Here is a 25,555-nt window from a genome sequence, read left to right on the forward strand (position 1 = left end):
ATCTCCGCCGACGGCTGGTGGGGCGAAGAAACCAGCGCAGGGCTACAGCGGTTCATGAATGCTGTCAGGGGTGCTGGTCTTGTCGTTGATGGAGTGATTAGTTCACAACCCGCTCGTGAAGCTGCTCGTTGTCCAGGAATTGTGGGCGGATGGGAATGGGTAGAAGATTACCATGGGTCACCCACTATTTTGGCAATGCAAACCTGGTTAAAGCTCCGTCGTGGCTCTGGAGCCACTTCAACGATGAATGGTAAGACTATTCGAACTCTTCAACAGCACTATGGAATCTCCCCAGATGATCGTCTCGACGGTCCCTCCCAGACCATCATGGCCCTCCAGAACGAAATCAACCAGTACGTCGGTTAACCTCCGACTGATTAACACTTTCTGAGACGTCCCTCTCAGAGAGGTTATAGTGCGCCTGGTGGGCGGGTATTACCCACTTATACCAAGATGGGTAATACCCGCCCACCGGCTTTTATGCATACATAAACCTATGGCAAAACAACTTTCTCAACCTGGGAGTACGCCATCTCAGCGGTTGCCCGCAGACTACGAGCCGAGGCTCCATCTTTACCGCGCAATGCCATACCCTGCAAGACGGTTCCCACAAACTCAGCTAAAGATGTGGCATCAACATCCGGCGAAACAGCACCCCGTTGCATATCAACATGTATAACGTTTTCAAGTCGTTCAATATTTGCCCTGCGGTGGCTCTCTAGCTTTTTCTCAACGTCCCGGTTAGCGTCTGTCACGCAGGTTGCCGCACTCACGATCAGACATCCTCCAGGCCCACCCTGATCTGAATACGCCTCAGCCGCCTCAAACAATAGTCGTCGAACCAACGGAAGAGTATTAGATTCTTCATCAAAAGCAATACCCACAAAACGCCCCTGATGAGCCAGATAGTATTCAACCACCTTGTCAAAGAGGTGCTTCTTGCCTTGGAAAGCTGCATAAAGGCTTGACGAGGTAATGCCCATAGCAGCGGTAAGTTCCGCAATAGATGTGCCCTCATAACCGTTGCGCCAAAAAACGTTCATAGCTTGGCGCAACGCATCTTGGGTATCAAATTTCCTGCCTTGGCCACGTACTCCAACCATTAGAGACCTCCCCCGTCATCATGTGTTGTAAAGGCGCACCGATACAAGTTTATTCTCGTTAGGCGTACCGTTACACCGTCATTCCTGTTGTGATCGTTCCATGAATGAGGTAACCTCGACAACACAACATATGTACACGATGCATGTTCTACCACAATGTCGAGCAGGAAAACTATGAGTTCACCTCTTGAATCATCAACACCCACAAAAGCACCCATCAACATTGGCCTTGCCACGTTGTGGATGCTCCTCGGGGTATTCGGTGTGGGAACTATCGAGTACCTGGTTGCGGGTGTACTGCCGCGAATCTCCCGGGATATGGCGGTTACGGAAGCAAACGCTGGGCTTCTTATCACGGTGTATGCGCTGACAGTCGTTGTGGGCGGACCTTTTCTGACCGTTATCACCTCACGTGTTGCCAGGACCCCGCTCATCGTCGGACTTATGATCCTCTTTATTGTGGGCAATATTCTCACCGCCGTAGCCCCGGTTTTTCCTGTCCTTGTTGTTGCCAGGATATTAACCGCACTGCCGCATGCAACCTTTTTCGCCGTATGCCTCATCCTCGCAACCACTCTGGTCGAGCCCGATTTTCAAGGGCGCATGATCTCAAGGATTACGCTCGGACTCAATCTTGCAACCGTTCTTGGAGTACCGTTGGGCACCCTGGCGGGAAACCACTTCGGCTGGCGTTCTTCGTTCGTTATTATTGCAATTTTCCAAGCGCTAGTAACCGTTGCATTGGTGCTCACAACTCGTCGCGCACCAGAACGCCCAGGCAGCAGTATCGCATCTGAAGTGAAGGTTTTCGGTCGGGGCGAGGTACTAAAAGCATTAGCTCTCACAATGCTCAGTCAAGCCGGTCTCTTCGTCCTGTTTACCTATATTTCGCCGTATCTAGAACAGTATTCCGGCTTTGATTCCGGTGCCGTTACTGTGTTGCTCTTCGTCTTTGGTGTGGGGTCGATTCTGGGGAATATGCTCGGCGGGCATTGTGCAGACCGGAATATGAACGCAACACTATATATCGCTCTCAGCTCTCTTGCCCTAGCGCTACTTGCCTTATTCTTGATGGGCAATCATGCCTGGTTCGCAGGGCCGTGGATGTTCGTCGTAGGAGCCGCAGGTTTCTCCATTATTCCGCCCCTTGCCTCGAAACTCATTGGTGCGGCTAGTAGCGCACCAAACCTTGCCACAACGGTCAATATTGCCGGGTTCCAAATGGCTAATGCGGCAGGGGCATGGCTCGGTTCGGTGGCGCTTTCCTTAGGATTCGGGCTCGGCATTCTACCGTTGCTTGGGGCCTTTTTGGCATGTGCAGCGATTTGTCTTCTCTGGATAACCCACCTCTATGAGATGCGTCGCTCCGCCATGTAAATACCGGTGTCTTTATGGGCTCCCCCAGCATGCTAAAAAGGCTCTTTAGTGGAATAAAGAGCCTTTTTATGCGACCGGGAAGAGGCCTTGACAAAGAAGCGTACAGCGCCTACGCCAGCGTTACGGACCCGCCGATGCAGTTGATAAACACGCTGGGCTGCCCCTTCGCATTGTGTGAGTCGCCCGGTTCGCACGGCTGATCCAAAATCTGCACCTTGCCCGAAACATCCTCGATACGGTACCCCGGCATCTCGGTGAAAGTCCCGGTCGTCGTCACCGAGCCGCCCGTGACCGTGAGAGTCGCATCCTCAGCAACCGTACTGTCTACCATCTTCACGGACGAAGATTTCGCGGTCACCTTCGCATGTGTAAACGATGCGTTCAAACAGCGAATAGTGCCCGTGGTCGCCGCCAAATCTGCGTGCGTGGTGCGCACTCCCTCTAGGCGGCATGTTGAGTTTGTCTGAACCCGCAGAACGTCAAGAAAAGAATCGTGTGGAAGGCTGATAACGATCTTCGGTCCCCCAAAGGATAAAAACGAGGTGCGCTTGGCAAACTTGGATTTCCAGTAGCGTTCCCGCTGAACAATCTGGATCACACCATCTTCGGTGCTTACGTCAAAAAGTTCTTCATGCGGTAACTCTGCAGTCGCATCCTGGGTTTCTGCTGCGGTAATAGCGACCTCAAGGTCGAGTGCTTCAACAGCTAAAGACACGGGCTCAGGCAACGCGATAGGCATACACTTAACTCCCTATTTTTTATCACGGTGACGAAGGCGCGACCCGGCGCACAGCCTGGGCATCCGGCACTGACTCTGCCAGTCACCTAACACCTTCATGAGCTATTCTACCCCGGTATTATTCCGACTCCGAACACGATAGAACGTGCTTCCCTCCCAAAATTTATGCCGCCGGATGCGCCTCACATCCGCCGTGCAGACTCTCACCAAGCGTAGAATTTGTGATAGACACAAACTCACTCAAACTTTCAAGGAATTATGTCTGCTTTTCCGAATGTATCTTTTCTTCTCTGTACAGCGCTGATCACGGTCACTCTGGCGGTGAGCGGGTTCGCCAAGGCTAAGGACCCTTCCAGCACTGTCACGGGTATTCTCAACCTTGGGCTCGAAAAAATTGCTCCGCTGAAGCTCACCGCGCGCACACTCCCCTGGGCCGAACTGCTTCTAGCGTTAGGGATGCTCGCAGCGCCGGGCATTCTCTTCACCGCAGTATCGGGTATATCCCTGGTTCTCATGCTGTTCTATCTGATCGTTATTGCGCGGGCACTTGCCACCGGCCGCACCGCGGGGTGCAATTGTTTCGGTTCAAAATCCGCCGCACCCGTGAGCCGCTATACGCTCATCCGCAATATCGCGTTGACCGTAGCCGCAGCTACGGTTTTTGCCGCGTCTTTGGGCTCAGGTCGAGCACTTATCTACGAGCTGTACAACCTCAACTCTGCCGATTGGGGCTGGGTGCTCGGCGCCGCCTTGATTACCCTCACCATGTGGGCGGTACAGCGCGGCGAGGCATTGGCTGAGCCAGATTTCGGCGAAAGCGATGATAACCATCTTCTGCTTCCTGTCTATGAGGATCGCGGCGACGGCGAAGAATATGTGCGCATGCCCATTCCGTACGCAACCCTGAATACGCTCGACGGCAAGAATTTTTCGATTCGCGAACTCGCCGAACTCAAAGCGCGGGTGCTGTTCTTCGTCTCCCCCACATGCGGCGCTTGCCTGTCGATCTTCGACAAACTGGCGGGCTGGGCGCAAAAACTGCCGCAGCTTGAGCTGCATCCTGTTTTCAGCAGTGTGAGCAACGCAAAGACGGCGTCTGTGCCCGAGAGCATTACCCCACTGATAGATCCAAAATTTGCGGCTATGCACGCTTTCGGCCGCGGCACCCCGCTGGCGGTAGTACTGGGTTCTGACGGCCTGTTGGCGGGCGGGCCGGTGCGGGGCGCATCCGATGTATCCGATGTTATGGACCAGCTGATTGAAGAATTCACCGGCACCGAAAGCTCGGATGAACACAGCGAGCAGAATACCGTCGGGCAGATGCCCTAGGAGGCGCGTTCTTACCCATATGCGGTACGATACCCCTACGTTTGCACACACGCTATCTATTCATCTACCACCGAGGAGAATACGGTGTCAGCATTGAGTTTTAACGCCCCCGGCGAGCGCGAAAAGTCGCTCTGGCTCATCAAGAAAGAGAACGATCCGGCACATTCGCAATGGTATATCGACCGTTTTAAGGCTATGGAGGCTGAGGGTAAGGATATGGCGGGTGAGTCTCGCCTGGTGAATGCTTTGGCCTCGCGCGGGGCGAAGATTCTGGATGCTGGTTCCGGCCCGGGCCGCGTGGGTAAGCAGCTGCATGCACTGGGGCATCGGGTGACCGGTGTTGATATTGACCCTGAGCTTATTGATGAGGCGCGCCGCGTATGCCCGGAGGCCACCTGGGTTACGGCTGATTTGGTGGATTTGCCGCAGGCTCTCGGGTTCGAGTCCGATGCCGGGGAGGATGGTTTTGAGCTGATCGTGTGTGCCGGGAATGTGATGGGTTTTCTTGCGCGTTCAACCCGTAAGCCGGTGTTGGAGAATTTCCGGAAGGTGCTGGCTCCGGGTGGGCGTGCCGTGATTGGGTATGGTTCCGGTCCCGGTCGTGACTATGCGTTTGCTCAGTTTCTTGAGGATGCGCGCGAGGTCGGATTGAATGTTGATTCGACGTTTAGTTCCTGGGATTTGCGTCCGTTTGCCGAGGGGTCCGAGTTTATTGTGGCGGTTCTTTCGCGGTAGGTGGCGCTCAGGCGGCACGCTTTATGGCTGATAAAAGCGGTGGTGCGCATCCTGGTTTTGTGCAGGATGCGCACCACCGCATTTTTCTCTTTCCGCCCCGTGCAGAACGCGGGAATCGTAGCCTTCTAGGGGATCAGGTGGATTGAACGTGCCATGTCTTCGGGCAGGATTGCGGCGCCGCCCAATATAGCCACGATAAGTACTGCGAGAATTGCCATAGTGGCGGATTTCCAGCCGGGGTGCAGTTCGGTGAAGGTAATCAGACCGTGATGCAGCCGGTCAATATCGAGAACGTTCGCTTTTTTATAGACCGTGGTCTGGTCGGAAAGTTTCGAGGCCACCGTAGACATAGTCTTGGCATCCCACACGCGACCGTCGAGGCGAAGAAGAGACTTTCCCTGCTTATCCAGCGCCCACATGCTCGGGAAGCTGCGGTACTTGAGCTTGGCTACAACGTTGCTGAGGTCTTGGCCGTGTGCTTTCTTGCCGTAGAGCTTTTCGACGAAGACCGTGTGGTCCATGTCTTTGCGTTCTACCGCATGCCAGCCAAAGATTCGGGCGCGAAGCACATGGGTTTTGGTGATTGCCACGATCGTGGGTTTAAGCACCGAATACAGGCTTAGACCCGCGAAAAAACAGATGATAAGCACCAGCACCAGGTACGGCAGGGCGGGGCGTTTATACGCTAAGAATGCGATCGCGGCGACGAGGGTGATGGTTCCCGGGAGCGCCGCCTCGATGCGCCTGCCGTAGGATCGCATGCGGGGGTGAAAGAGTTCTAGAACATCGCCATATTTGGCGGGAATTTCGTGTGCGCGTTCTGCCATACACACCACTTTAGCGGTCGCACCTGCCCGACGCTAAGATTTTCGCCCCGCAGTGTCAAACCTGAGGGTTCGTGCGGGTACATAAATCTGCCCGGTGTCAGGTGCGCCCGCGCGGTGCGGTACGCTGTAATCATGCACAAATTTTCTCCCGTGGAACGGGTTCTAGCTACCTGGGTTATCGGCGTTTTCGTGTCGGTAACCCTTGCTTTTGGCGCGCTCTTTGCTCTGAATCGGCTGGTGTACACCCCCACGGGTCAAGTTCAGGAGTATTTTAGAGCGCTGCAGGACGGTAATGGTTCGCATGCGCTCGGTATTTTGGGGGCGCGGGTACCTGAGGGTGACGGTTCTCTTCTCGATGGCGAGGTTCTGAAGAAGTCGGTTTCGGGGCTGTCTAATATTACCTATGAGGTAGTGGAAAGCAGCGGTGACGGCGAGCATGCGACGGTGCGAGCCTCCTACACCCTGGACGGCGCCCAGGAACACACCGATTTCAGACTGCATCATGTGGGCGATCACTGGGGTCTTTTCCCACGGTGGGAGATTGAACCCGGCGAGCTGCCCGAGCTGAAGGTTTCGATTAAGGGCGTGCAGGCGGCGACCGTGAACACCCGCAAGGTTGCGGTTGATGACGGTGAGGCGACGTTCCCGGTGCTCTACCCCGGAAACTATTCCATTTCTTATGATTCGACGGTGTATACCGCACAGCCGTACTCGCAAAAGGTACTCTCAGCGGACGCAAATTCGCAGGTTACGCTCGATTTGAAGGCGAGCGATCAGGCTCGGGAATCCGTGCAGCATCAGGTGGAGGATTACGTAAATTCCTGCACCGTGCAAAAGACTCTCTACCCGAGCGGCTGCCCCTTCGAGTACACTTTCCCCGGGCGTGTGGATGGCGAGGTGACCTGGTCGGTCACGGAGTATCCGCATCCACACGTGACGGTCACCGCGAACGGCGAGTGGAGCGCTGACCAGGCACAGGGCAAGGTCAAGGTATCCTTCACGCAGCTTGACCTGTACACGGGCGAGCGGCAGCCTTTTGAAAAGGAAGTTCCGTTCACCATCAAACCGACAGTGAACGTCAACAACGGCACGGCGGTGCATGTGAGCTTCTGAGGGCCCTTACCCTAGCTTAGTTAATCCCTCGCAAATCCAGCACAAGTTCGCTCTCATCCGCGGCATCACCGGTGACGATGACCGGAATACCCCAATCCTGCTGGTACAGGTGGCATGCGGCGTGCTCGGGAATATCGCCGTCAGGGGTACCGTCGCAGGCAGCGGCGCGGGCGGTAATGTGCAGCACCGCCTCCTGAATCTCGGGGTTGAGCACGAGGGTACGACTGAGTCCCTGGGAGGTACCGGCACCGTCCAGCAGGAAATTTTCGGGGGTGGATGAGATTTTCAGCTGGGTCGGGTCTCCCCAGCGGGTATCGAGTTTCTGCCCGGTCGGCACGGTAAACCGCGAGGTAAATTCAAGGGTTCCGCCGGTAAGCTTCGTAGCGGGTCGGGCGGTTGTAATCGCCCCTTCGTCCACTTTCTGCGCCTGCGCAGGAATAGCGGCACGCACCAACTGGTGCGCATTGGTTTCCACAATTATCAGGCGGGGGTCCTCACCCGGACTATGCTCCACCAGGAGGTCGGCGGGTTCGGCGAGCCCGCGCTGCAAGGTGCTCAGTTCCTTCGCGGCGGGGTCCCAGCGGCGAATCGCACCGTTATAGGTGTCTGCCACCGCGATAGAGCCGTCGGGAAGCTCCGCAAGTCCCAGCGGATGCTGCATGCGAGAGGTCTGCGAGTCGCCGTCCACAAACCCGAAATCGAACAGACCCAACCCTACAGCAGAGGTCACCTGTACACTCTGGTGCCCGTGCTCATCCCGCGTAAAGGTTACGTGGCGCAGCCCGCTGGTTTCCGAGCAGGCTACCCACAGGTTGCCGTCACGCGCCTCGATAATGCCGGAGGGTTGGGCAAACCATGCATCCTCGGCGGTACCGTCCTGCAGCCCTTCAACCCCGGCGCCCGCAAAAATGCTGACGATTTCAGAGACGGGGTCGTAGCCGAAGAGCTGGTGGGTGCCAGCCATCGCGATCACGAACTGCCCGGCTTCACGCGAGTAGACCGCATCCCACGGGGATGAGAGGGCTACAGCGGTGGCGGGCGCATCCGCGGGGATATGGTTTGCGTTGCCCGTGACGGCGTTGTCTCCATCAATAACGCGCTGCACGCCGTTGCCCGCAAGGGTACGAACCTCGCCCGTGCGCAGATTCAGCGAGCGCAGTCGGTGATTCACGGTGTCGGTAATCAGCACATCGTACCCAAGTTTTTCGCGGAGTTCGGCGGGTACCAAGGCAAGCCCCTGCGGTTCGTTAAAGCGTGCGGTGGTTCCGGTTCCGTCGGCGTAGCCTTTTTCGCCGTCCTCTCCCCCACCGTAGGTTGCCAGCACAGTGTTGAGGTCTTCGGCAACCTGCAGGATGCGGTGCCTGGCGGTGTCGGACACCAGGTAGGTGCGTGAGCCGGTGCCGAACAGGTTTTTGGGTCCGAACTCTGTGGGGAGTTCGATAGCTTTCCCTGGGAAAGCGAATGTTCCCTCGGTTTTGGGTCGGGGTACATAGGGGCCGTTGCCTCGGTGCAGGGTACCTTTTTCCTCGTGTTCGGCAACGAGCTCACGCACGAGTGAGGTAAGTCCCTGCACGTGTCCCTCCCCGGATAGATGCGCCACAATATACCCTTCGGGGTCGATGACCACGAGCGTGGGCCAGGCGCGGGCGGTGTAGGCCTGCCAGGTGGTGAGTTCGGGGTCGTCGAGTACGGGGTGTTTGATGTCGTAGCGGTCTACGGCTGCGGCGAGCGCTGCCGGGTCTGCCTCATGCTCGAATTTGGGGCTGTGCACGCCCACGGTGACGAGCACATCCGAGAATTCTTCTTCGAGGGGGCGCAGCTCGTCGAGCACGTGCAGGCAGTTTATGCAGCACAGGGTCCAGAAGTCGAGGATCACGATTTTGCCGCGAAGAGCCTGCAGGTCTAGGTTCTTCTCGCCAGTGTTGAGCCAAGATCGTCCGGTTAGTTCGCTGGCGCGCACGCGCACGGTTTTCTGCCCGGTATGATCTTGCCCGGAATACTGGTTGCTGGTTTCGCTCACGATTCTCTCCCCTATGGTTTCGCGCCCAGACCCCGCTTAGCAGCAGGGTGCGCTCGTTTCACCCTATTATGCCAGCGGTGCGGGCGTGTTCACCGGGCGACAAAAGTTTATGAACTCGCCCCGCAATACGCCGTCATATTTTGTCATAGAAGAGGAAGACACCGCCCCAGGTTTTACCCCATGCGCATACTAAAAAGCCCTTGAGGTGAACGAAGTTTTAGAAACTCCGCCGTATTCACCTCAAGAGCCTTTTATCATCCCCTAGCGAAAGGGAGGTTATGTAGGTTTAGAGCTTACGCCTTCGGGATCGGCTGCAGGCGGCGCAGCTGAGTTACGTGCTTGGGCTCAAGTTCGGCAATGTTGTGCACCTGGAGCAGCTTCATGGTGCGGCGCACCTCGTCGGAAAGGATCTCGATAGTCCGGTCCACGCCGCGGCGGCCACCGGCCATAAGCCCGTACAGGTAGGCGCGACCGACCAGAGTGAACTTCGCACCCAGCGCCATAGAGGCGACAATATCGGCACCGTTCATAATGCCGGTATCAACCATCACCTCAACGTCGTTACCGACCTCGCGCACAACCTCCGGGAGCAGGTGGAAGGGTACGGGCGCACGGTCCAGCTGACGACCGCCGTGGTTCGAGAGCAGAATGCCGTCCACACCCAGATCGGCGAGTTTCTTAGAATCTTCGAGGTTCTGCACGCCCTTAATCACGATCTTGCCGGGCCACATTTCACGGATAATCTTCAGGTCTTCATAGTTGATGGAGGGGTCCATCGCGTTATCCAGAAGCTCGCCCACGGTGCCGCCGGTCGAGGAGAGCGAGGCGAATTCCAGCTTGGGCGTGGTCAGGAAGTCGAACCACCACCAGGGGCGCGGAATCGCGTTCAGCAGGGTCTTCATCGTCAGATGCGGAGGAATAGAGAAACCGTTGCGCTTATCGCGCAGTCGAGCGCCAGCAACGGGTGTATCTACGGTGAAGAAGAGCGTATCGAATCCTGCCTTGGCGGCGCGCTCTACCAGTCCGTAGGAGATTTCGCGCTCGCGCATGACATACAGCTGGAACCAGAGGCGGCCATCGGGGTCTGCAGCGCGCACATCCTCAATGCTGGTAGTGCCTAGAGTAGACAGGGTGAAGGGGATGCCCGCGGCACCTGCTGCACCGGCGCCAGCGATCTCACCCTCGGTCTGCATCAGGCGGGTGAAGCCGGTGGGAGCGATACCGAAAGGCATGGCGGAGGTACCGCCTAGAACCTCGGTAGTGGTGTCTACGGTCGAAACATCAGTGAGCACGCCGGGGTGAAACTCGATATCCTCGAAGGCCTGGCGTGCGCGGTTCATAGAGAACTCGCCTTCGGCAGCGCCATCGGTATAGTCAAAAGCGGCGGCTGGGGTGCGGCGTTTGGCGATCTTGCGCAGGTCATAGATGGTGAGGGCTTTTTCGAGGCGGTTCCCGGCGAAGTCCAGGCTGGGCTTCTTGAACGTCATAAATTCTTTGAGTTCGCTGGGCTTGGGGAACTGACGTTGTACCATGGGGGCGCCTTCTTTCTGCGGGGTTGCCGCTTCATTGCTATACGAGGTTCAAAGCGTCATATACCGCGATATAACGCAAAAGTATGGTGTGTGTTCATTCACAGTTATGGTCGGACCACACAATGCCCGTAATCTTAAGCTAACCCATACTAATAAATAAGGCAAGGCTTGACTTATTAACCAGCGCCGAGTGCTACACACCGTTTTTGAGGCGGTTTTTCGGGGGAAGGACCCGCAAACCTTGCTCTCGCGACGCTGCGAGGGTAGTACATCTGTGACTTTTTGATCAGGTGACAAGAATTTTCATTCTTGTCTCACCCTGAGATACCGGGGCAAACTGCTATTTTTATTCCGCCTCGTAAAGACCTATTATCAGATATGAATATGCAATCACCGTGCAAGGAAACCAACCATGACCCAACCCAAAGCCCGCCGTGGACGTCCCCCAAGCCTAACCCGTGAGCAGATTGCCAAAACCGTTTTAGACGTAGGCTTTGCCAATCTCACGTTTGCCGCCGTTCGTGACCGTCTAGGGGTAGGGGAAACCACCCTATATCGCTACGCACCGGACCGCGACGAACTGGTACGTATGGGGCTCGAATATGCCTATTCCGGTATTGAGGTTCCTTCCTTTGAAGGTCCCTGGCGTGAGGTTCTGACTGCACACGCCCTCAATACCTGGCACAGCCTTGAGAAATACCCGGGCGCGGCAACCGAAGTGGCACGCGGCATCGTTCCCCCCATTGCTACATACTTTTTCGAAGAGCTTTGTGTGATTCTCATCAAACAAGGTTTTTCGGCAAAGAAGGCCGTTCTCACCTGCGATATGCTGCTGGACATGGTTATCGACAGCAGACGAAGCGTTGAACACAGCGATGCGTTTATTGCTGAAACCGGCGCTGGACGTGAAGAAATTCAGCACCAGATGCAGCGCACCTCAACCGACCTGCAGTCTTTCCAAGACCCAGGTGCTTCCGCCGAGCGTCAAGAGATCCGGACTATTCTGCGGGATTCGGTGACCTCGGATCCCTTAGAGTGGCTGCGGCATAAAATGACCATTCTGCTCGACGGCATCGAATACTCGCTCAAGTCATAACGAACGGCTTCATCTGCCGATACCCTGTCTTATGTGGCGTAGGGGTGTCCCTCTGGGGATCCCCTACGCCCTTTATTTTTACGCCGCGGGTATGTTCAGCAACGACCGGGTTCAAAGGCTTTGCTGCGGGTACACCACACGCGGTCACCAGTGGCAAAGCTTAACTACGAAGGTAGCCTGACCGCGTTCGCGAGGGGCTTGGAAGAGCGAATGAATGAAAGTCGTTTAGGAGCCGTGGCGCGCATCCTCTTCATGCAGGCGCTCAAACATCTCGTTGTAGGCATTCAGTTCAGCGTCCCCATCACGGTCGGCCTGCCGGTCAATGCGTGCAGCAAGTTTCTTGTCTGCCATCGACCATTGGAAACCCACCGCGATCGCCACGATCATGGTCGGAATTTCACCGATACCCCACATGAGCGCGCCGCCCATCTTCTGGTCGTCCAGCGCCGACAAACCCCAAGTGCGCCCCAAATTGCCGAACCAAGAAGCTTCCAGGAGTGCCTTGGAGTTCATGATCGATATGCCGACGAAGGCGTGGTACCCCAGGGTTGCAATCAGCATAATCAGACGCATCGGGTACTCGGGGCGGTGCGGAATCGGGTCAATGCCGATAAGCACCAGCATGAAGATATAGCCCGTGAGCGTAAAGTGAATCATCATGAATTCGTGCCCGATATGGTACCGCAGCATCACCCCGAAAAGCGGCGTGAAATAGACGATAATAATCGATCCCGCAAAGTTTACGGCGGCAAAAATGGGGTGTGTAACAACTTTCGACCACCCCGAATGCACGATGCGCACAATCCACTCACGAGGGCCTCGCGTACCGTCTTGGCGGGGTTCCAGCGCCTTAAGTAGCAGTGTTACGGGCGCGCCTAATACGAGCAGAATCGGCACAACCATCGTGAGCACCATATGCTCAAACATATGCACCGAAAACAGCACACGCGAATATACAGCGGGTGGACCGGAGGTGATATAGTTCAGCACGAGCAGCCCTAAAATCCAGGAGACAGCGCGCATCACGGGCCAAGAGTCACCCGCACGACGTACCTTCACGAACGCCCACAGATATACAATCGCCAGATACCCCAGCACAGCAACCCAGAACCAGTCCCAACGCCACTCGGTGAACCAACGCTGAAAATGCGGTTCGGGCGGCATATCGTACCAGGTGATAATGCGCACCGGCGTGGCATCCGGCGCGAGAGTTTCCGGAACCGGCGGCGGTGTACGTGAGAGCGAAGCCCCCAGTCCGGAGGCTGCCCCCATGATCACGAGCTCAGCAGAGATGGCGCTCCACAGGGCACGCGTACCATTCATCTTACCAGCAGAGAGCGCGGGAATCAGATAAAGCCGATGCGCTGCCCCGATTACCCCGAGCAGAAGCGTTAACCCCAGTTTAAGCAGCACAATCTTACCGTAGTCGGTGCCTAAATCCCGCCACGACGACATGCGCACCCCGGCGTTCGTAATACCCGAGAGCAGCACGAGAATAAACCCAATGAGGGCAAGCAGCGAGTAGCGGCGCAGTACCGCCTGGGCCATCGGCACGCGACGAGATACCGCCGTGTGTTCGCCGCGGTGCGCCTCAACAATGGTGCCGGTGCCCGCATCCTTACCCGAAATATCGCGCGAGATAAACGCTAGCGCGATCAGCCCACCGCACCAGATACTCACCCCCAGCAGGTGCAACCCCAGGGAGTTGACGGCACCCATATGGTCCTGCCCGCCCGAGGAATGCCCCGAAAGCGCCATATCCGCGATACCGATGAGCGAGATCATGAAGATGAAAAACAGTCCCATAAGCGAGCGTACCCCGAAACAGGCGGTGGCGACCACGGCGGCGACCACGACGGTCATACCTTTTTCTTTGCCCGCATCTAAGGTGGTGATATAACTGATGAGCTCACTAGCGTAATCGGTGCCAGAGCCAATGGGTCGCCCCGAAATATCTGCATAGGAAAGAATCAAGACGGCAAGCGCCGCAAGAGTCCACAGCACGGCGGAGGCGGCGGCAAGGTTCAGCACATCGGCGAATGGCTTGTACTCTTTTTCGACGGCGTTTTTCGTGGTGCGTTTGCCTCGGTGTGTTCCAGCGGCATCGGCTGCATAGCGGGGAATAATGCCCATCGCGAAGATCAGCGCACCCATGGTCGTCGCCATCGAGAAATTATGAATAACCTCGGAGATAGGCAGCGCCCAGCGTACAAAACCGCCAGCATCGGCAAGCTCGGTCGCCGAGTTCGCTAGGGTTAGCCTTAACGAGACCAGCAGAGTCAGCAGACCGACCCCAACATAGGCGGTAATCCAGGGCGCGGACAGCCCGGGGCGCACGGCGGCGCGCTGAGGGTCAGTCTCGGTTTTCTGCGGTTGTGAAGACGTAGTAGCCATAGTTCTTTTTCATCTGTGGTGTGTGCGATGGTGCGTGTTAGGTATGCGCGTAAATCTTGGGCGGCTAGGTGAAAAGGCTTTCGCCGATATACCCGCCTTCCTCACGTACCCCGGCAGGAATTGCGAACACGGCTGATCCCACCGGAACCGTCCATGTGTTAAGCATATCCAGTTGTTCAAGCCGTTTCTGAATAGGCACAAACTGCGCCACCGGATCTGCCTGGTAGGCTACGAAAATCAGCCCCGCATCCGAAATGCCGCCGCTGATCTGCCCGTGCTCTGAGAACCCGGAGGCGTTAAAGACCGGCTCGTCATAGTTATAGCCGCGCCGCAGGATGCGCTCCCACGGCTTCTTCTCAAGCTCGGTGCCGTGCGCCCGGCGAATATGCGCATACGGGGCGATGACCTCAAAGCCCAGATTATCGAGCTTATCAAAGTCGGGGTCATCAAATTCATCATTGCCGGTCAAGGGCGCGCCGTTAGAGAGCTTACGCCCGATAGCGTCTTCACGAGCGGGGGTATCGACCTCATCCCAAGTATCCAGATTCATGTGGATGCGCCTAATCACCACGGAGGTACCGCCCGGTTCCCAGGCCTGCGGGAAGTTCTGCTCAGCACTCCCCTCACCCCACACGATCTCGTGTGCCGACCCGCCGCCGCGCCCAGGTGTCTCGTGAGGGTCTTCGACCGGATTCACGGTGCCGTCTACCTGTCCGAAAAGATTACGCGGAGTGCCCTGACCGGTACCGAAGGCGCTCAGAAACCCCTCTTGCACCCAGCGGATACGCCCGAAGGAGCGGGTGTCTTTGGTGAGCATCCGCTGGGCATGTGAGACCGTCAGCAGATTATCCCCACAAATCTGCAGGAGCAGATCACCACCGTTCCACTTCTGCTGCAGTTGGTCGATCTTCGGGAACGCTGGGAGAGGTTTAAGCCACGCCGGTTTTTTGGCGGGTGCCACAATATCAAAGATCTTTTCGCCGAACCCGAACGTGATAGTCAAATGTGCGGGAGCCTGCACAAGCTCAGGTTCCTGATCCGTCAGCGGAGTCACCCCCATAGTCAGGGCGGCCGCATCGGAGGTCAAAATCCTCAACAGACGCTGCACCCCGGAAGCATCCAGCCCATCGTTCAGATCAAGAGCAATAAAACGCGCATGAGCCTGTGCCGGGGTCATAATCCCGGACTGCTTATCGCCGTAAAAATTTACGGTTTGAGTGGTCAGCGCCTGCTGCGCTGGTACAGTCTCGTGCGCACCCGTTTCATGCCCCGGCGCTATCAGACCGCGCGCGCCAGCCCCAACGGCCACACCGGTCCCCACCCCCAGGAAAGCACCGGCGAGCGCTGTACGGCGACGCACCCCGGGAGATTCCACAGACCGGGCGCCTTGATGCCGTGAAGAGTCCGCAACTGCCAATCCTTCAGACATCCCGGCGGTACCCTCCTGCGGCTCGTTGGCCTCCGTCGAAGAAGGCTCATGCGGAGGCTGCGGGGTACCCATCTTGTCATTCTCCGCCGTCATAATCTTTCATTCCTCTATGCCTGCGGCTATCTCTCATGCGCGCTATCGGCGCTTCAGTTGAGTGAGGCAGGATGCACGGTGCCAGTCCCCCAAATGTTGCGGTTTCGTGCACCGCGCATCCTGCATAGGCTCGGTAGATGTGTTAAAACACCCGTTGCCGAGCGCTGCGGCTACTTACACTGCGGTTTTGCGGATGCACTCCCCGAGGCTTCGCCGCTCATATGGTCGTGGTCGCTGTGCTCACCGTGTTCGTGCGTACCATGTTCATGATCGGAGTGCTCGCCATCCCCATGACCATGCTCGTGGCCGTCATGGGAGTCACCCGAAGCTGATGCGGATGCGTCCGCCGAAGCTGAGCCGGTGGACTGCGCATCGCCCTGATATTCTTCCTTAGCGCCAGAGTAGTCGCGTGCCTCAGGCTTGAACTCCAGGGTTGCGCCGTCCTCAGTCTTGAGGGTTACCGTGGTGCTGGCACCCGCCGAGAGCGAGCAGTTCAGACCCATCAGCATAATGTGGTTGCCTCCGGGCTTCAACTCCAGGGTCTCCCCCGCTTTCACCGTGAATTCCTGCACCTGCTGCATCTTGGTGCTTCCGTTAGAGTCCTTAACCGTGGTGTGCAGCTGCACTTCATCGGTCGCAGTCGATGTTGCCGAGACGACCTTCACATCGTGATCGCTGGTATTGGTAATCTTGCCGAAAACGCCGGTCATACCACCGTCGGTTGCCTTAGCCCAGGTGTTCTCAATCTTGATCGGGCCTGAAGACGACTGTGCCGAACCGCTTGCCGCTGCGCTGGAAGAGCTCGTTGCGGATGCGCTCGAATCAGAGTTCGTGTTGGTAGAGCCACAAGCGTTCAGGGTAAGCATCCCGGCGAGAGCTACGGAGCTCAAAGCCATCAGCTTGTGGTGAGCCTGAAATTTCTTCATGATCTTTTACTCTTTTCTGGCGGTAAAACCCGCCTGTGTGTGCGAACAATTCTTCGGCAGGCACATGCGACAGTTCACGACGTTCGATTATTCTGCGACTTTTAATCGCGCGTGCCGCAATCTGCGGGAAGATCCCGATGCGGCGCCTGCCAATGGGTGTGACGTCCGGAAGCTGCCCAGTAACGTCACGGGTGTACAAGGTATTATGCGGAACGTTTTTTGAGCAGGGCGAGAATCCCCACAGCCAGCACGACGAAGAAACCTACACCGCCGCCAATCAGCCACCAATTCACCCCGGAATCGGAATCTGACTTAGTGGAGTTCTGGGTATCAGCTGCGACCTGCGAAGATTCGCCGGTGCCCGCATCCTGCGGGGATGCTGCGGCTTTACCTGCGCCAACGCTGAACGTATAGGTCCCCTGAATAGGGTGCCCGTCCGAGGAGACTACACGCCAGGTGACGGTATAGGTTTCGTCAGCGCTCGCATCCTTGATCTTGAGCGGCTGGGTGACGGTCGTTCCCTTCACCTGTGGTTCGCCTTCAGCTACGGATGCGCCGGTCGAATCGACCACGCGCACACGGTTTCCGCCCTCAATATTCATGAGGTTCGCGCTGTAGGTCAGGTTCAGCTCGGCAGGTGCCTGCGTCAAAGTTGCGTTCGCGGCGGGGTCGGAAGAAACCAGTTCGTCATGCGCCTGCGCTGCGGCACCGCCGAAAAGCATCAGGCTGGCGAGCAAAACCGCTGCCAGGGTACGCATCATGGTGCGCATATGTGTAAATCCTTTATCTGCATCGAATGCCCATGCCGCATGCACCTTCACACTCGGTTTTAGTCGAGGAAGGTGTATAACACTCACACAAGCCAGCCGGTGGGCAGACTCGTAGCACGGGCGATGGTTGGGGTTACGCGGGGTTTCCCAAGACTGCAGGCGGCCCTCGCTCCACGCGGGAGAACGCCAGCATCAGCCGACGAAGATAAACGGATATGACAAAACGTCCGTATATACGGGGAAAGACAGGAAGCGGTGCCAACACCGGAACGCGCAGAGCGGACTGCAAACGTGTATTCAGATAACAGTGTAAAGCCCACAACGCCTGCGCGAGGGCGCGTTCACCACGGTGCAAAAGTATAAGGCTTAGCAGGGCTGCAAGAGCGTGCACCCCGATCATAGTGCCGGTAGCGTGCTGGGCGACGGCGTGGCTGAGCCCATTCCCGTGTTCAAGGGCAAGGGGTGTTCCGGGCGCATGTGCATGACCGTGCGCGTGGTTTCCTTGCAGTGCCGCCACACGATGCGCCGCCTGAGCGGATCCGTGGGATAGGTTGAAAACACCGTGGAGCAGGGTTTGCACCGTGATGGCGCCTGCTGCGGTGCCCAGGTAGATGGCTCGCTGCCGTGAGCGCGTTATACGTTCGAGAAGCGCTAGAAGTCCCAGAGCGGCGAGCGCCCCTAACGCGGTGCAAAGCGCAAGAATCATCGGATGCGCGGCGCCGCCTCCAGCAAGAGTATGCCCCGCCGAGCCCAGCAGAACCGCAGATGCCGAGATAAGCCAGGCACGCATCACACGGGCACCTCGCCTAGTAGCGGTTGCTGGCTGTACCTCACGCAACGATGATTTCCGCTCGGCACAGTCTTTGACGGCGAAAAGGCGGGCATGGTGGCGCGTCTTTGCGCGTGTGTGCATGTTCCGCCCCCTCGCTCGTAGTCGTCATATGCGGGCGTACCCGCAACCTGTCAATATCCCACATTCTACCGGTTTGTCAGCTGACCAGGTATTTCACGGCGAAGATGTGACATGTTCGGCTGGTTAACGTTTTGAACGCCGCAATGGCGCGCATCCTCACGTTCAAGGATGCGCGCCATATGCACAGATACGCCGAAACTCGCCTGTTTCGGTGGCAGCATACCGCCGCAGAGGGGCGAATGCCTCAGGTTACTGCTTTTGCTGTTGCTGAGGCTGCTGTTGTCCCTGCTGAGGCTGCTGCTGCTGTTGCTGCCCTTGCTGGGGCTGTTGTTGCTGTTGTTCCTCCGGCGGGTTATCCATACGGGCTCCACCTTCACTGCCGGGCTTCGTCTGCATGTGGCCACCGGTACCGCTCTCACCGGTCTGCATGTTGCCGCCAGCTGAAGGCTCTGAACCAGTGCCGCCGGATCCGCCGCCGTTCTCCATCTGTGAGCCGCCGCCAGAATTATTTTCTGCGCCTGAGCCGCCGCCAGCGCCACCACCTGAACCGGAGTCGCCTGATGTGCCGCCGTTGTCCGTGGTCACGGATCCCTGCGAGGCTGATGAACTTGACGATGTAGATGCTGAGGATGAGCTTGAGGAGGAGTCACCACCGGAGCTGCCAGAGCCACATGCGCTCAGCGCCACCACGCCAGCAACAGCCAGGGACACAAAAACAGAAGTCTTCTTGGCGATCATACGCCTATCCTTTCTGCCGGTAATTGTTGGTTCAAAACCCACCCTCTCACACACCTAAAGTATTTTTCAGGGATTTATCCCAGGTACGGAGTGTTTTTATGCTATGAGCCGTAAATACATTGCATTTCCATAAATATTTTCGAAATGGTGTGCATAAAATTATGTAGTTTAATTGCATATCCAACGGTTAAATTCCCCCATCATATTTATATCTTCCGTATTTTTAGCAGAAATAAGGCGCGCATCCTCAAACACTAAGGATGCGCGCCAGATTACACAGCCGCTTCACGGCCATCTGCAGGTGCTAGCCCGCAGTGGTCGGATTGAGAGGTGACTTAGGAGTTGCCGCTCCCGGAGTATTGGGAACCACGGGAAGATCCGGCAGGTCGGTGGGTTTTTCGGACGTAGCCTGACCGTTAACCATCACGTTGTAGGCGCCGTTGTACTGCACAGCCGTCACTGTATTGCCTTCGTTCTTAACCCAGGAGCCATCGATGCCCACCAGATCGGTGTGACCGTCGGAAGCGTCGGTCCTAGTCCAAGAGCCATCGTAGTAGACCGTAACCGTATCGCCGTCGGGTTCAGTAGCAGTCCAAGAGCCATCCTCCGAGACCAGAACGTATCCCTCAGAACCGGGAGCGCCATTGGCGCCACCACCCTGTGCGCCGCTACCGTCAGCGCCGGCAGCACCGCCGCCAGAGTTAGGAGCGTTGCCGCCCTGGGCACCGCCGCCACCCTCAGCGCCAGAACCGTTCGCTCCGCCACCTGATCCGTCACCGCTGCCCGATTGTGCGCCGCCCTGAGCGCCGCCACCACCTTCAGCACCTGAGCCTCCACCGGAGCCGCCCTCGCTGCCTGATTGTGAGCCAGAATCGGAACCAGAATCAGATTTATTATCCGATCCTGTGCCGTCGCTAGATCCGCTACCAGACCCCTTCTCTGAGTCTGCACCGCCGCTAGCATCAGAACCGGCACTGGAGTTTGCCGAAGCATCGCCGCTGGCGCCACCGCTAGCGTTCGAGGAGTCTGAGCCGCCGGAAGCGGAAGCTGAAGAGTTTGCCGATGCGGAACCGGACGCCCCGCTTCCCGCGGAAGAGCTTGAGGAGGAGCCGTTAGAATTATCCGAGCCACAGGCGCTCAGCGCCACCATGCTCGCAACAGCCAGGGATACAAAAGCGGAAGTCTTCTTGGCGATCATACGCCTATCCTTTCTGCCGGTGATTATTGACTGGTTTTCAACTCTCTCACACACTGACGGTATTTTTCAGGAATTTTCCCCTCCCTGTGGCTCTTTTTATGCTAAGAGCAATAAATAGACCCTTTAACGCATACTCATTTCTATCCTAAACAATTAACTGTATTTCCTTGTGTTATTAAAATTAATTAATATTTTAAAATATTTACCCTTCTCGTAGATCTCAGAAAACTTAGAGCATACCTTGCACTTATACAAGCACCTCTTATGGTTTCGGGGTTTTTATTTTGCCGCCCTTTATCCGCACACAATAAAGTGGTGCACATCCTTATCGTAAGGATGCGCACCACTTGAATTATCGCGCCGTATACCGTGATGCTACGTCCGGGTGGAGCCTTCTAGACCAGTAGTTACCGTAGCGCGTCAGAGGCAACGCACGGCATATCGACTCTCTATCTAGAATAATCTAGCCGGCAGTGGTTGGCTGAACTGGAGACTTAGGAGTTACAGCTTTAGAGTCGCTTGGTTTATTGGGCAGATCCGGAAGGCTTGGCTTCTTCGTGGACGGCTTGCCATCCTCCTGGACGGTGTAGCTGCCATCAGCGCTTACAGCTGTTACATCACCACCATCTTTAACGGTCCATGAGCCATCGGAACTCACGGTGGTAATATCGCCATCAGTCTCGGTGCGAACCCATGAGCCGTCAGAAGCCACAGCGATATTATCACCATCAGCCTCAGTGTAAGTCCACGACCCATCAGATACAACAGTATGCGAACCGGCTCCGCCACCGTTATTGCCAGCGGATGCGCTCGACCCCGAGCCGTTATCCGCTTGCATTCCGCCGTTAGTACCAGCAGATACCGTGGAATCGCCGTTCTTCATCTGCATATTACCGTCAGCCCCAGCAGTAACAGAGGTATCGCCATTATTCACAGTGACCGAACCATCGGAGGCGGAGACCTTGGGAGTCGCAGATGCAGAAGCGGATGCCGATGAAGAGTTCGAAGCGTTATTGGAGTTATTGGCACCGCATGCGCTGAGGGCTACAACGCCTGCTACAGCCAGAGAAAGAAGGGCGGAAGTTTTCTTGGTGATCATGTGCGTAGTCTTTCTGATGATGAATTACTGTTCAGTACCCGAAAATTTCGCGTCACAAGACTGAAATTACAGGAGCTATACCCTACCGGGAATACCTTTATTCTACTGGTTCTAGCTATGTTGAGCCTATGTAAACCTGTGTTTAACCTAAGAAACTTAAAAATTATCTTAAGGTTTTTTATACCTATTTCAGGCCCCCAAATTCCCGCAGAAGTAAAGGGGTGGGGTATACCCCCGTACCACAGACTCTTATCACAGGCAGATGAAAAGCCGAAGCACCGCATCCTAGCCTTGTGGATGCGGCGCTTCGGTTCCTGAAAGTCCTCACGACAGAGGTCGCAGTCACAAACTATTGCAGAGCATACGAGGGCTCAACCGGGGTCTTAGGTGTTACCGCCTGAGGGTTTGCAGGTTTTTCAGGCATCTGAGGAACCGTAGGTTTCGCGGTTCCGGGCTGCCCGCCTTTCTTCACAGTCGTGTAGCCACCATCCGCCTGCACCTTAGCCTGGGAGCCTTGCACTGTTCCCTGCTCTGCAATCTCGATTCGAGCTTTATGGGTCCATGACCCATCTGCCGACACCGCAGTTTCCTCGCCCATAATCCCGGTTTTAGTCCAAGAACCGTCAGCATTGACTTTCACCTGCAAACCATCATTGGACACATAAGACCATGAACTATCCGAGGAAACCTGTGTGGTTTGTTCCTCCATACTGCGTACCGTTACGGACGGAAAAGGCTTATGGGTTTTCGACGCCGATGGAGAGGCGGCCGAACCGCTAGAGCTATGAGCAACGCAAGCGCTTAGCGTCAGAGCAGAAGCAAATGCCAGAGCAAGACTCGCTATAATTTTTACAGTTTTCACGTGTTTTCCCATCTTAGGGCAGAAAGTCAGCCGTTTTTATTACCCGCGCCCCTGCCAAACAGCGCGCTTAGGCTGTGCTGGACGAGCCGTCCCCCGTCCAGGATACGTGGGCGCTGGGGGCGTGTAGGACGAAATTCGCCATCCATTAGAGGAGTACCATTCGCCGTTATCGGTGACGCCGAATTCGCTTCCATTCGGATACTTTTGCACCCACGATCCGTCGTCGTACACACGAATTCGGGTTCCATCGGCATTCTTGCGTTTCCACGAGCCATCGGAATCAACTTTGATAGTGCTTCCATCCGCAGCGGTCTGAGACCACGAACCATCGCGGTTCACCTTGATACTAGAAGCACCGCCATTTCCCTTGTTGCCGGTAGACCCTTGCGAACCGCCGTTTTTATTTGCGGATCCTGCTCCTCCCTGACCTCCAGAATTTCCCTGCTGCCCGGAGTTACTTCCACCAGAACCATCAGCCGGCTTCGCCGCTTCATCGACATCCTTATTCGCATCCGCACCACCAGCTGCTGCGCTTTCCTCAGGAGAATTAGCAGCCGGAGATTCGGGGGCTGTTGCCGCATCCGTGAGCGTGGGAGCATTCACGGCTTCACCTGTAGTATTACTCTCGGCGGTTGAAGAGGGAGTAGCATCCGCAGGCTCGGGGGTTGCGGTTTCAGTCGCCGTCGCGGAAGGGGATGAACTCGCCGAGGAACTGGGACTTGGAGACTTAGATTTCGTGGGAGAAGATTTTGAGCTTGAGGAGCTGCTGTTGGGCGATAACGTTACGGAGGAAGACGCCTCATTTGAGGAGCCGCAGGCGCTCAGGGCAAGAATACTCGCCACAGCCACCGATACAACGGCGTAGGTTCTCTTCATGCTCATTGCATTTCTTTCTATAAACCGGTGATGACGTCCCGTTGCGACCACCCAGACGTTCAGCATGAGCGCACCACAGCACCGAAGAATATGGTGTTATAGTGATCCCCACTGAAGAGCGTCGTTGCGGGATAAATAGTCCTTCCGGAAGGAGGGATACATCTATTCTAAAGGTGTTCCGCTTCTTGAAGCTATCCATTAACACGTTTCTTGAAAAATATCACGTTAATTTCTGCGGGTACCCTCAAGAATATCTTGGGAAACACTTCAAAACCTCGGACATGAAACTACGGATTAAAGTTAATCAGCATTTTTATATATATTTTCTTTACACTTACGAGAGTTCTATGTGAAGGTCTTTATCCTCCCGACATACAACCCCTATCCCACAAGGCAAAACTTTATTCGCGTATCAAGAGGCATACACTCAACGACAAGAAATGCCGGAGCACGAGAAAGCTCAGCTTAGTAGAGTATCACCCGAGCAGTCGACCACAGAGATCTTTACGCAAGGACCATTTGATTTATAGATATTTTGAGAACAGGGTGAAATACTTATAAAGTTTACATATAAAGTATTTAATAATACTTACACATTTATATTTTTTATATTTATATGTTGTGTATACCAGTTTTCTACATAGAACCGCATCTTAACGCGGAGCTGCAGGGGCTACCGGAGTTGCCGCCTCCGGATTATTGGGTTTTCCAGGAATTGCAGGGATTTCAGGCCGGTCTTCTTCATCCTCAACAATGCCATTCTCGGAGACTGACCACGAGCCGTCGGCGTTAACCGTAATAACCTCGCCGTCATGGTCGGTCTGGGTCCATGCGCCGTTTGCGCTCACTCTAATGACCTCACCGTCGCTCTTAATAACTTCCCACGCACCGCTCGTCTCAACGGTGATTTTATCGCCTTCGGAGTTCGTGTGGGTCCAGGAGCCATTCACATTCACCTTGGGTTCGGTTGGAGATCCACCATTGTTACGTTGCGCGGGCGTATTGTTCCCGCCGGTTCCGGGCTGATTCTGATTAGTATCACCATTCACCGAGCCGCCAGCAGTATTTCCTTCTCCCCCATTACCCTGGGTCGCGGCGGGGGCATGGGCGGGATCTGCTGAAGAGTTAGAGGTTGCCGAAGGTGAAGGTTCCGCAGCCGTACCATGTGTTGAGGGGGATGCGGTCACTGTCACCACGGCGGGAGTCACCGGATCCTGAGGTTCGGAGGATGCACACGCGCTCAACAAACCAAGCCCTGCAAGGGCTAACGGAAGAGCGCTATACTTTCTCGGTACAATGGTCACGGTATGTCTTTCTGAGTGTTTCTGTGTCATAACAGGATATATTTTCAGGATGCAACATTACTTACTACTATTTTAGCTAACCTGATTGAGACTTTTAGGTGACAAGGTGTTGCCCTCTTTTCTTGGGGCGAAAGGTATTATAGCGTAATGTTGCGATGCGTATGTTCAATGTGAAGTTCTTAGAAGAATAAGATTCCGTCCCCGGTAGTTTATCCCGTCCTGACAACCTTTTCAAACGGAGTTTGGTATCGGGCGTTATCACGAGGCAGAAGCTCTCAGATAGAGAAAACAAACCATAAACATAGGGGCTCCCACCGTGTGGTGGGAGCCCCTATCAGGTCCTAGAAGTCTCAAGAAGTTACTTCTTCTTCTTGGAGGTGGCCTTGGTGGCCTTCTTCTTGGTAGCGACTGCCGCCTTCAGCTTGGAGCCTGCGGTCAGCTTCACACCGTGACCAGCGGGAATCTGGATGGTTTCACCGGTCTGCGGGTTGCGACCGGTACGAGCTGCACGGTCGGTACGCTCGATAGCCAACCAGCCGGGGATGGTGATCTTCTCGCCCTTAGAGACGGAGGTCTCGAAAGCCTGGAACACTGCGTCGAGCACTGCGTTCACGGTTGCCTGGCTCTTGCCAGACTTCTCTGCTACCTCTGCAACAAGTTCGGTACGGTTCTTAGCCATTTGGGGTGCCCCTTCCTGAGACTTATCTTTTTCAGACTAAGTCGAGCTGCTTTTCACGAGGAAAAATAACTCGCCTAGGTACAAAATACCAGAAATTACCAGCTTGACTTAGTAATACCGGGCAATTCGCCACGGTGTGCCATCTCGCGGAAGCGTACGCGGGAGATACCAAACTTCTGGAAGGTACCGCGCGGACGACCGTCGATCTGGTCACGGTTGCGAACGCGGACGGGAGATGCGTTGCGGGGTAGCTTCTGCAAAGCTACACGTGCTGCTTCGCGCTCCTCGGGGGTAGCGTTCTCGTTCACCAGCGTCTTCTTCAGTTCTCGACGCTTCTCGTCGTAGCGAGCTACGATGACCTTGCGCTGCTCGTTACGAGCGATCTTTGACTTCTTAGCCATTC

General features: G+C 55.9%; 24 protein-coding genes. 6 read left to right on the plus strand and 18 right to left on the minus strand.

Annotated features, from left to right (window positions below; all coding sequences use genetic code 11):
* A partial coding sequence (locus HMPREF2625_RS00020) for a chemotaxis protein CheA (protein ID WP_070520222.1) occupies positions 1–366 on the plus strand: 366 nt, incomplete at its 5' end.
* Between the two features lie 128 nt (positions 367–494).
* Here the strand turns inward: HMPREF2625_RS00020 and HMPREF2625_RS00025 are convergent.
* Positions 495–1,103, minus strand: a complete 609-nt coding sequence (locus tag HMPREF2625_RS00025; protein WP_013398510.1) for a TetR/AcrR family transcriptional regulator — start codon at positions 1,101–1,103, stop codon at positions 495–497.
* A gap of 174 nt (positions 1,104–1,277) precedes the next feature.
* On the opposite strand from HMPREF2625_RS00025, the gene HMPREF2625_RS00030 reads away from it, so the two are divergent.
* Positions 1,278–2,480: an MFS transporter gene (locus tag HMPREF2625_RS00030; protein ID WP_141745394.1), complete on the plus strand. Its 1,203-nt coding sequence runs from the start codon at positions 1,278–1,280 to the stop codon at positions 2,478–2,480.
* Between the two features lie 109 nt (positions 2,481–2,589).
* Here the strand turns inward: HMPREF2625_RS00030 and HMPREF2625_RS00035 are convergent, their stop codons facing one another.
* On the minus strand, positions 2,590–3,219 hold the full coding sequence (locus tag HMPREF2625_RS00035) for a DUF4097 family beta strand repeat-containing protein (RefSeq protein ID WP_004005989.1): 630 nt from the start codon (positions 3,217–3,219) through the stop codon (positions 2,590–2,592).
* Positions 3,220–3,477: 258 nt separating this feature from the next.
* On the opposite strand from HMPREF2625_RS00035, the gene HMPREF2625_RS00040 reads away from it, so the two are divergent.
* Positions 3,478–4,548, plus strand: coding sequence for a TlpA family protein disulfide reductase (locus HMPREF2625_RS00040; RefSeq protein WP_070520227.1), 1,071 nt, complete (start codon positions 3,478–3,480; stop codon positions 4,546–4,548).
* Between the two features lie 84 nt (positions 4,549–4,632).
* Complete coding sequence (locus HMPREF2625_RS00045) at positions 4,633–5,283, plus strand: class I SAM-dependent methyltransferase (protein WP_013398507.1); 651 nt, start codon at positions 4,633–4,635, stop codon at positions 5,281–5,283.
* A 125-nt stretch (positions 5,284–5,408) separates the two neighbouring features.
* Here HMPREF2625_RS00045 and HMPREF2625_RS00050 read toward each other — a convergent pair whose 3' ends face one another.
* On the minus strand, positions 5,409–6,110 hold the full coding sequence (locus HMPREF2625_RS00050; protein WP_013398506.1) for a hypothetical protein: 702 nt from the start codon (positions 6,108–6,110) through the stop codon (positions 5,409–5,411).
* A gap of 132 nt (positions 6,111–6,242) precedes the next feature.
* On the opposite strand from HMPREF2625_RS00050, the gene HMPREF2625_RS00055 reads away from it, so the two are divergent.
* Entirely contained in the window at positions 6,243–7,223 is a 981-nt protein-coding gene (locus tag HMPREF2625_RS00055; RefSeq protein ID WP_070520293.1) for a zinc ribbon domain-containing protein, read from the plus strand.
* Positions 7,224–7,239: 16 nt separating this feature from the next.
* Here HMPREF2625_RS00055 and HMPREF2625_RS00060 read toward each other — a convergent pair whose 3' ends face one another.
* Positions 7,240–9,243, minus strand: a complete 2,004-nt coding sequence (locus HMPREF2625_RS00060; protein ID WP_070520232.1) for an NHL domain-containing thioredoxin family protein — start codon at positions 9,241–9,243, stop codon at positions 7,240–7,242.
* Between the two features lie 293 nt (positions 9,244–9,536).
* Complete coding sequence (locus HMPREF2625_RS00065) at positions 9,537–10,775, minus strand: alpha-hydroxy acid oxidase (protein WP_070520236.1); 1,239 nt, start codon at positions 10,773–10,775, stop codon at positions 9,537–9,539.
* A 412-nt stretch (positions 10,776–11,187) separates the two neighbouring features.
* Between HMPREF2625_RS00065 and HMPREF2625_RS00070 the strand changes: the two genes are divergently transcribed.
* On the plus strand, positions 11,188–11,871 hold the full coding sequence (locus tag HMPREF2625_RS00070; protein ID WP_004005982.1) for a TetR/AcrR family transcriptional regulator: 684 nt from the start codon (positions 11,188–11,190) through the stop codon (positions 11,869–11,871).
* Between the two features lie 225 nt (positions 11,872–12,096).
* On the opposite strand, the gene HMPREF2625_RS00075 is transcribed toward HMPREF2625_RS00070, so the two are convergent.
* The 13 genes from HMPREF2625_RS00075 to rpsN all read right to left on the minus strand — a co-directional run bounded on the left by HMPREF2625_RS00075 (position 12,097) and on the right by rpsN (position 25,553).
* Positions 12,097–14,265: a bifunctional copper resistance protein CopD/cytochrome c oxidase assembly protein gene (locus HMPREF2625_RS00075; protein ID WP_070520237.1), complete on the minus strand. Its 2,169-nt coding sequence runs from the start codon at positions 14,263–14,265 to the stop codon at positions 12,097–12,099.
* Between the two features lie 64 nt (positions 14,266–14,329).
* Positions 14,330–15,787, minus strand: coding sequence for a Dyp-type peroxidase (locus HMPREF2625_RS00080; protein ID WP_371440632.1), 1,458 nt, complete (start codon positions 15,785–15,787; stop codon positions 14,330–14,332).
* Between the two features lie 170 nt (positions 15,788–15,957).
* Positions 15,958–16,713 carry a copper chaperone PCu(A)C gene (locus tag HMPREF2625_RS00085; protein WP_070520239.1) on the minus strand — a complete coding sequence of 252 codons (756 nt, stop codon included), beginning with the start codon at positions 16,711–16,713 and terminating at the stop codon, positions 15,958–15,960.
* Positions 16,714–16,916: 203 nt separating this feature from the next.
* Positions 16,917–17,483 (minus strand): copper resistance CopC family protein, encoded by a 567-nt coding sequence (locus tag HMPREF2625_RS00090; RefSeq protein ID WP_246826550.1) that lies wholly within the window; start codon positions 17,481–17,483, stop codon positions 16,917–16,919.
* A 133-nt stretch (positions 17,484–17,616) separates the two neighbouring features.
* Positions 17,617–18,396 carry a hypothetical protein gene (locus tag HMPREF2625_RS00095; protein ID WP_070520249.1) on the minus strand — a complete coding sequence of 260 codons (780 nt, stop codon included), beginning with the start codon at positions 18,394–18,396 and terminating at the stop codon, positions 17,617–17,619.
* Positions 18,397–18,645: 249 nt separating this feature from the next.
* On the minus strand, positions 18,646–19,134 hold the full coding sequence (locus HMPREF2625_RS00100) for a hypothetical protein (protein WP_070450127.1): 489 nt from the start codon (positions 19,132–19,134) through the stop codon (positions 18,646–18,648).
* A gap of 304 nt (positions 19,135–19,438) precedes the next feature.
* Positions 19,439–20,332, minus strand: coding sequence for a hypothetical protein (locus tag HMPREF2625_RS00105; protein ID WP_070520253.1), 894 nt, complete (start codon positions 20,330–20,332; stop codon positions 19,439–19,441).
* 463 nt (positions 20,333–20,795) lie between these two features.
* Positions 20,796–21,431 (minus strand): hypothetical protein, encoded by a 636-nt coding sequence (locus HMPREF2625_RS00110; protein ID WP_048754494.1) that lies wholly within the window; start codon positions 21,429–21,431, stop codon positions 20,796–20,798.
* A gap of 349 nt (positions 21,432–21,780) precedes the next feature.
* Positions 21,781–22,293, minus strand: coding sequence for a cell surface protein (locus tag HMPREF2625_RS00115; RefSeq protein ID WP_246826551.1), 513 nt, complete (start codon positions 22,291–22,293; stop codon positions 21,781–21,783).
* Between the two features lie 39 nt (positions 22,294–22,332).
* Positions 22,333–23,175: a hypothetical protein gene (locus HMPREF2625_RS00120; protein ID WP_070520263.1), complete on the minus strand. Its 843-nt coding sequence runs from the start codon at positions 23,173–23,175 to the stop codon at positions 22,333–22,335.
* A 647-nt stretch (positions 23,176–23,822) separates the two neighbouring features.
* On the minus strand, positions 23,823–24,473 hold the full coding sequence (locus HMPREF2625_RS00130) for a hypothetical protein (protein WP_070520271.1): 651 nt from the start codon (positions 24,471–24,473) through the stop codon (positions 23,823–23,825).
* A 358-nt stretch (positions 24,474–24,831) separates the two neighbouring features.
* Positions 24,832–25,152, minus strand: a complete 321-nt coding sequence (locus HMPREF2625_RS00135; protein WP_004005969.1) for an HU family DNA-binding protein — start codon at positions 25,150–25,152, stop codon at positions 24,832–24,834.
* A gap of 95 nt (positions 25,153–25,247) precedes the next feature.
* Positions 25,248–25,553 carry a 30S ribosomal protein S14 gene (gene rpsN, locus HMPREF2625_RS00140; protein ID WP_004005968.1) on the minus strand — a complete coding sequence of 102 codons (306 nt, stop codon included), beginning with the start codon at positions 25,551–25,553 and terminating at the stop codon, positions 25,248–25,250.
* Positions 25,554–25,555 lie beyond the last annotated feature (2 nt).

This window comes from Rothia sp. HMSC064D08 (genome assembly GCF_001809525.1).
Classification (GTDB): Bacteria; Actinomycetota; Actinomycetes; order Actinomycetales; family Micrococcaceae; genus Rothia; species Rothia dentocariosa.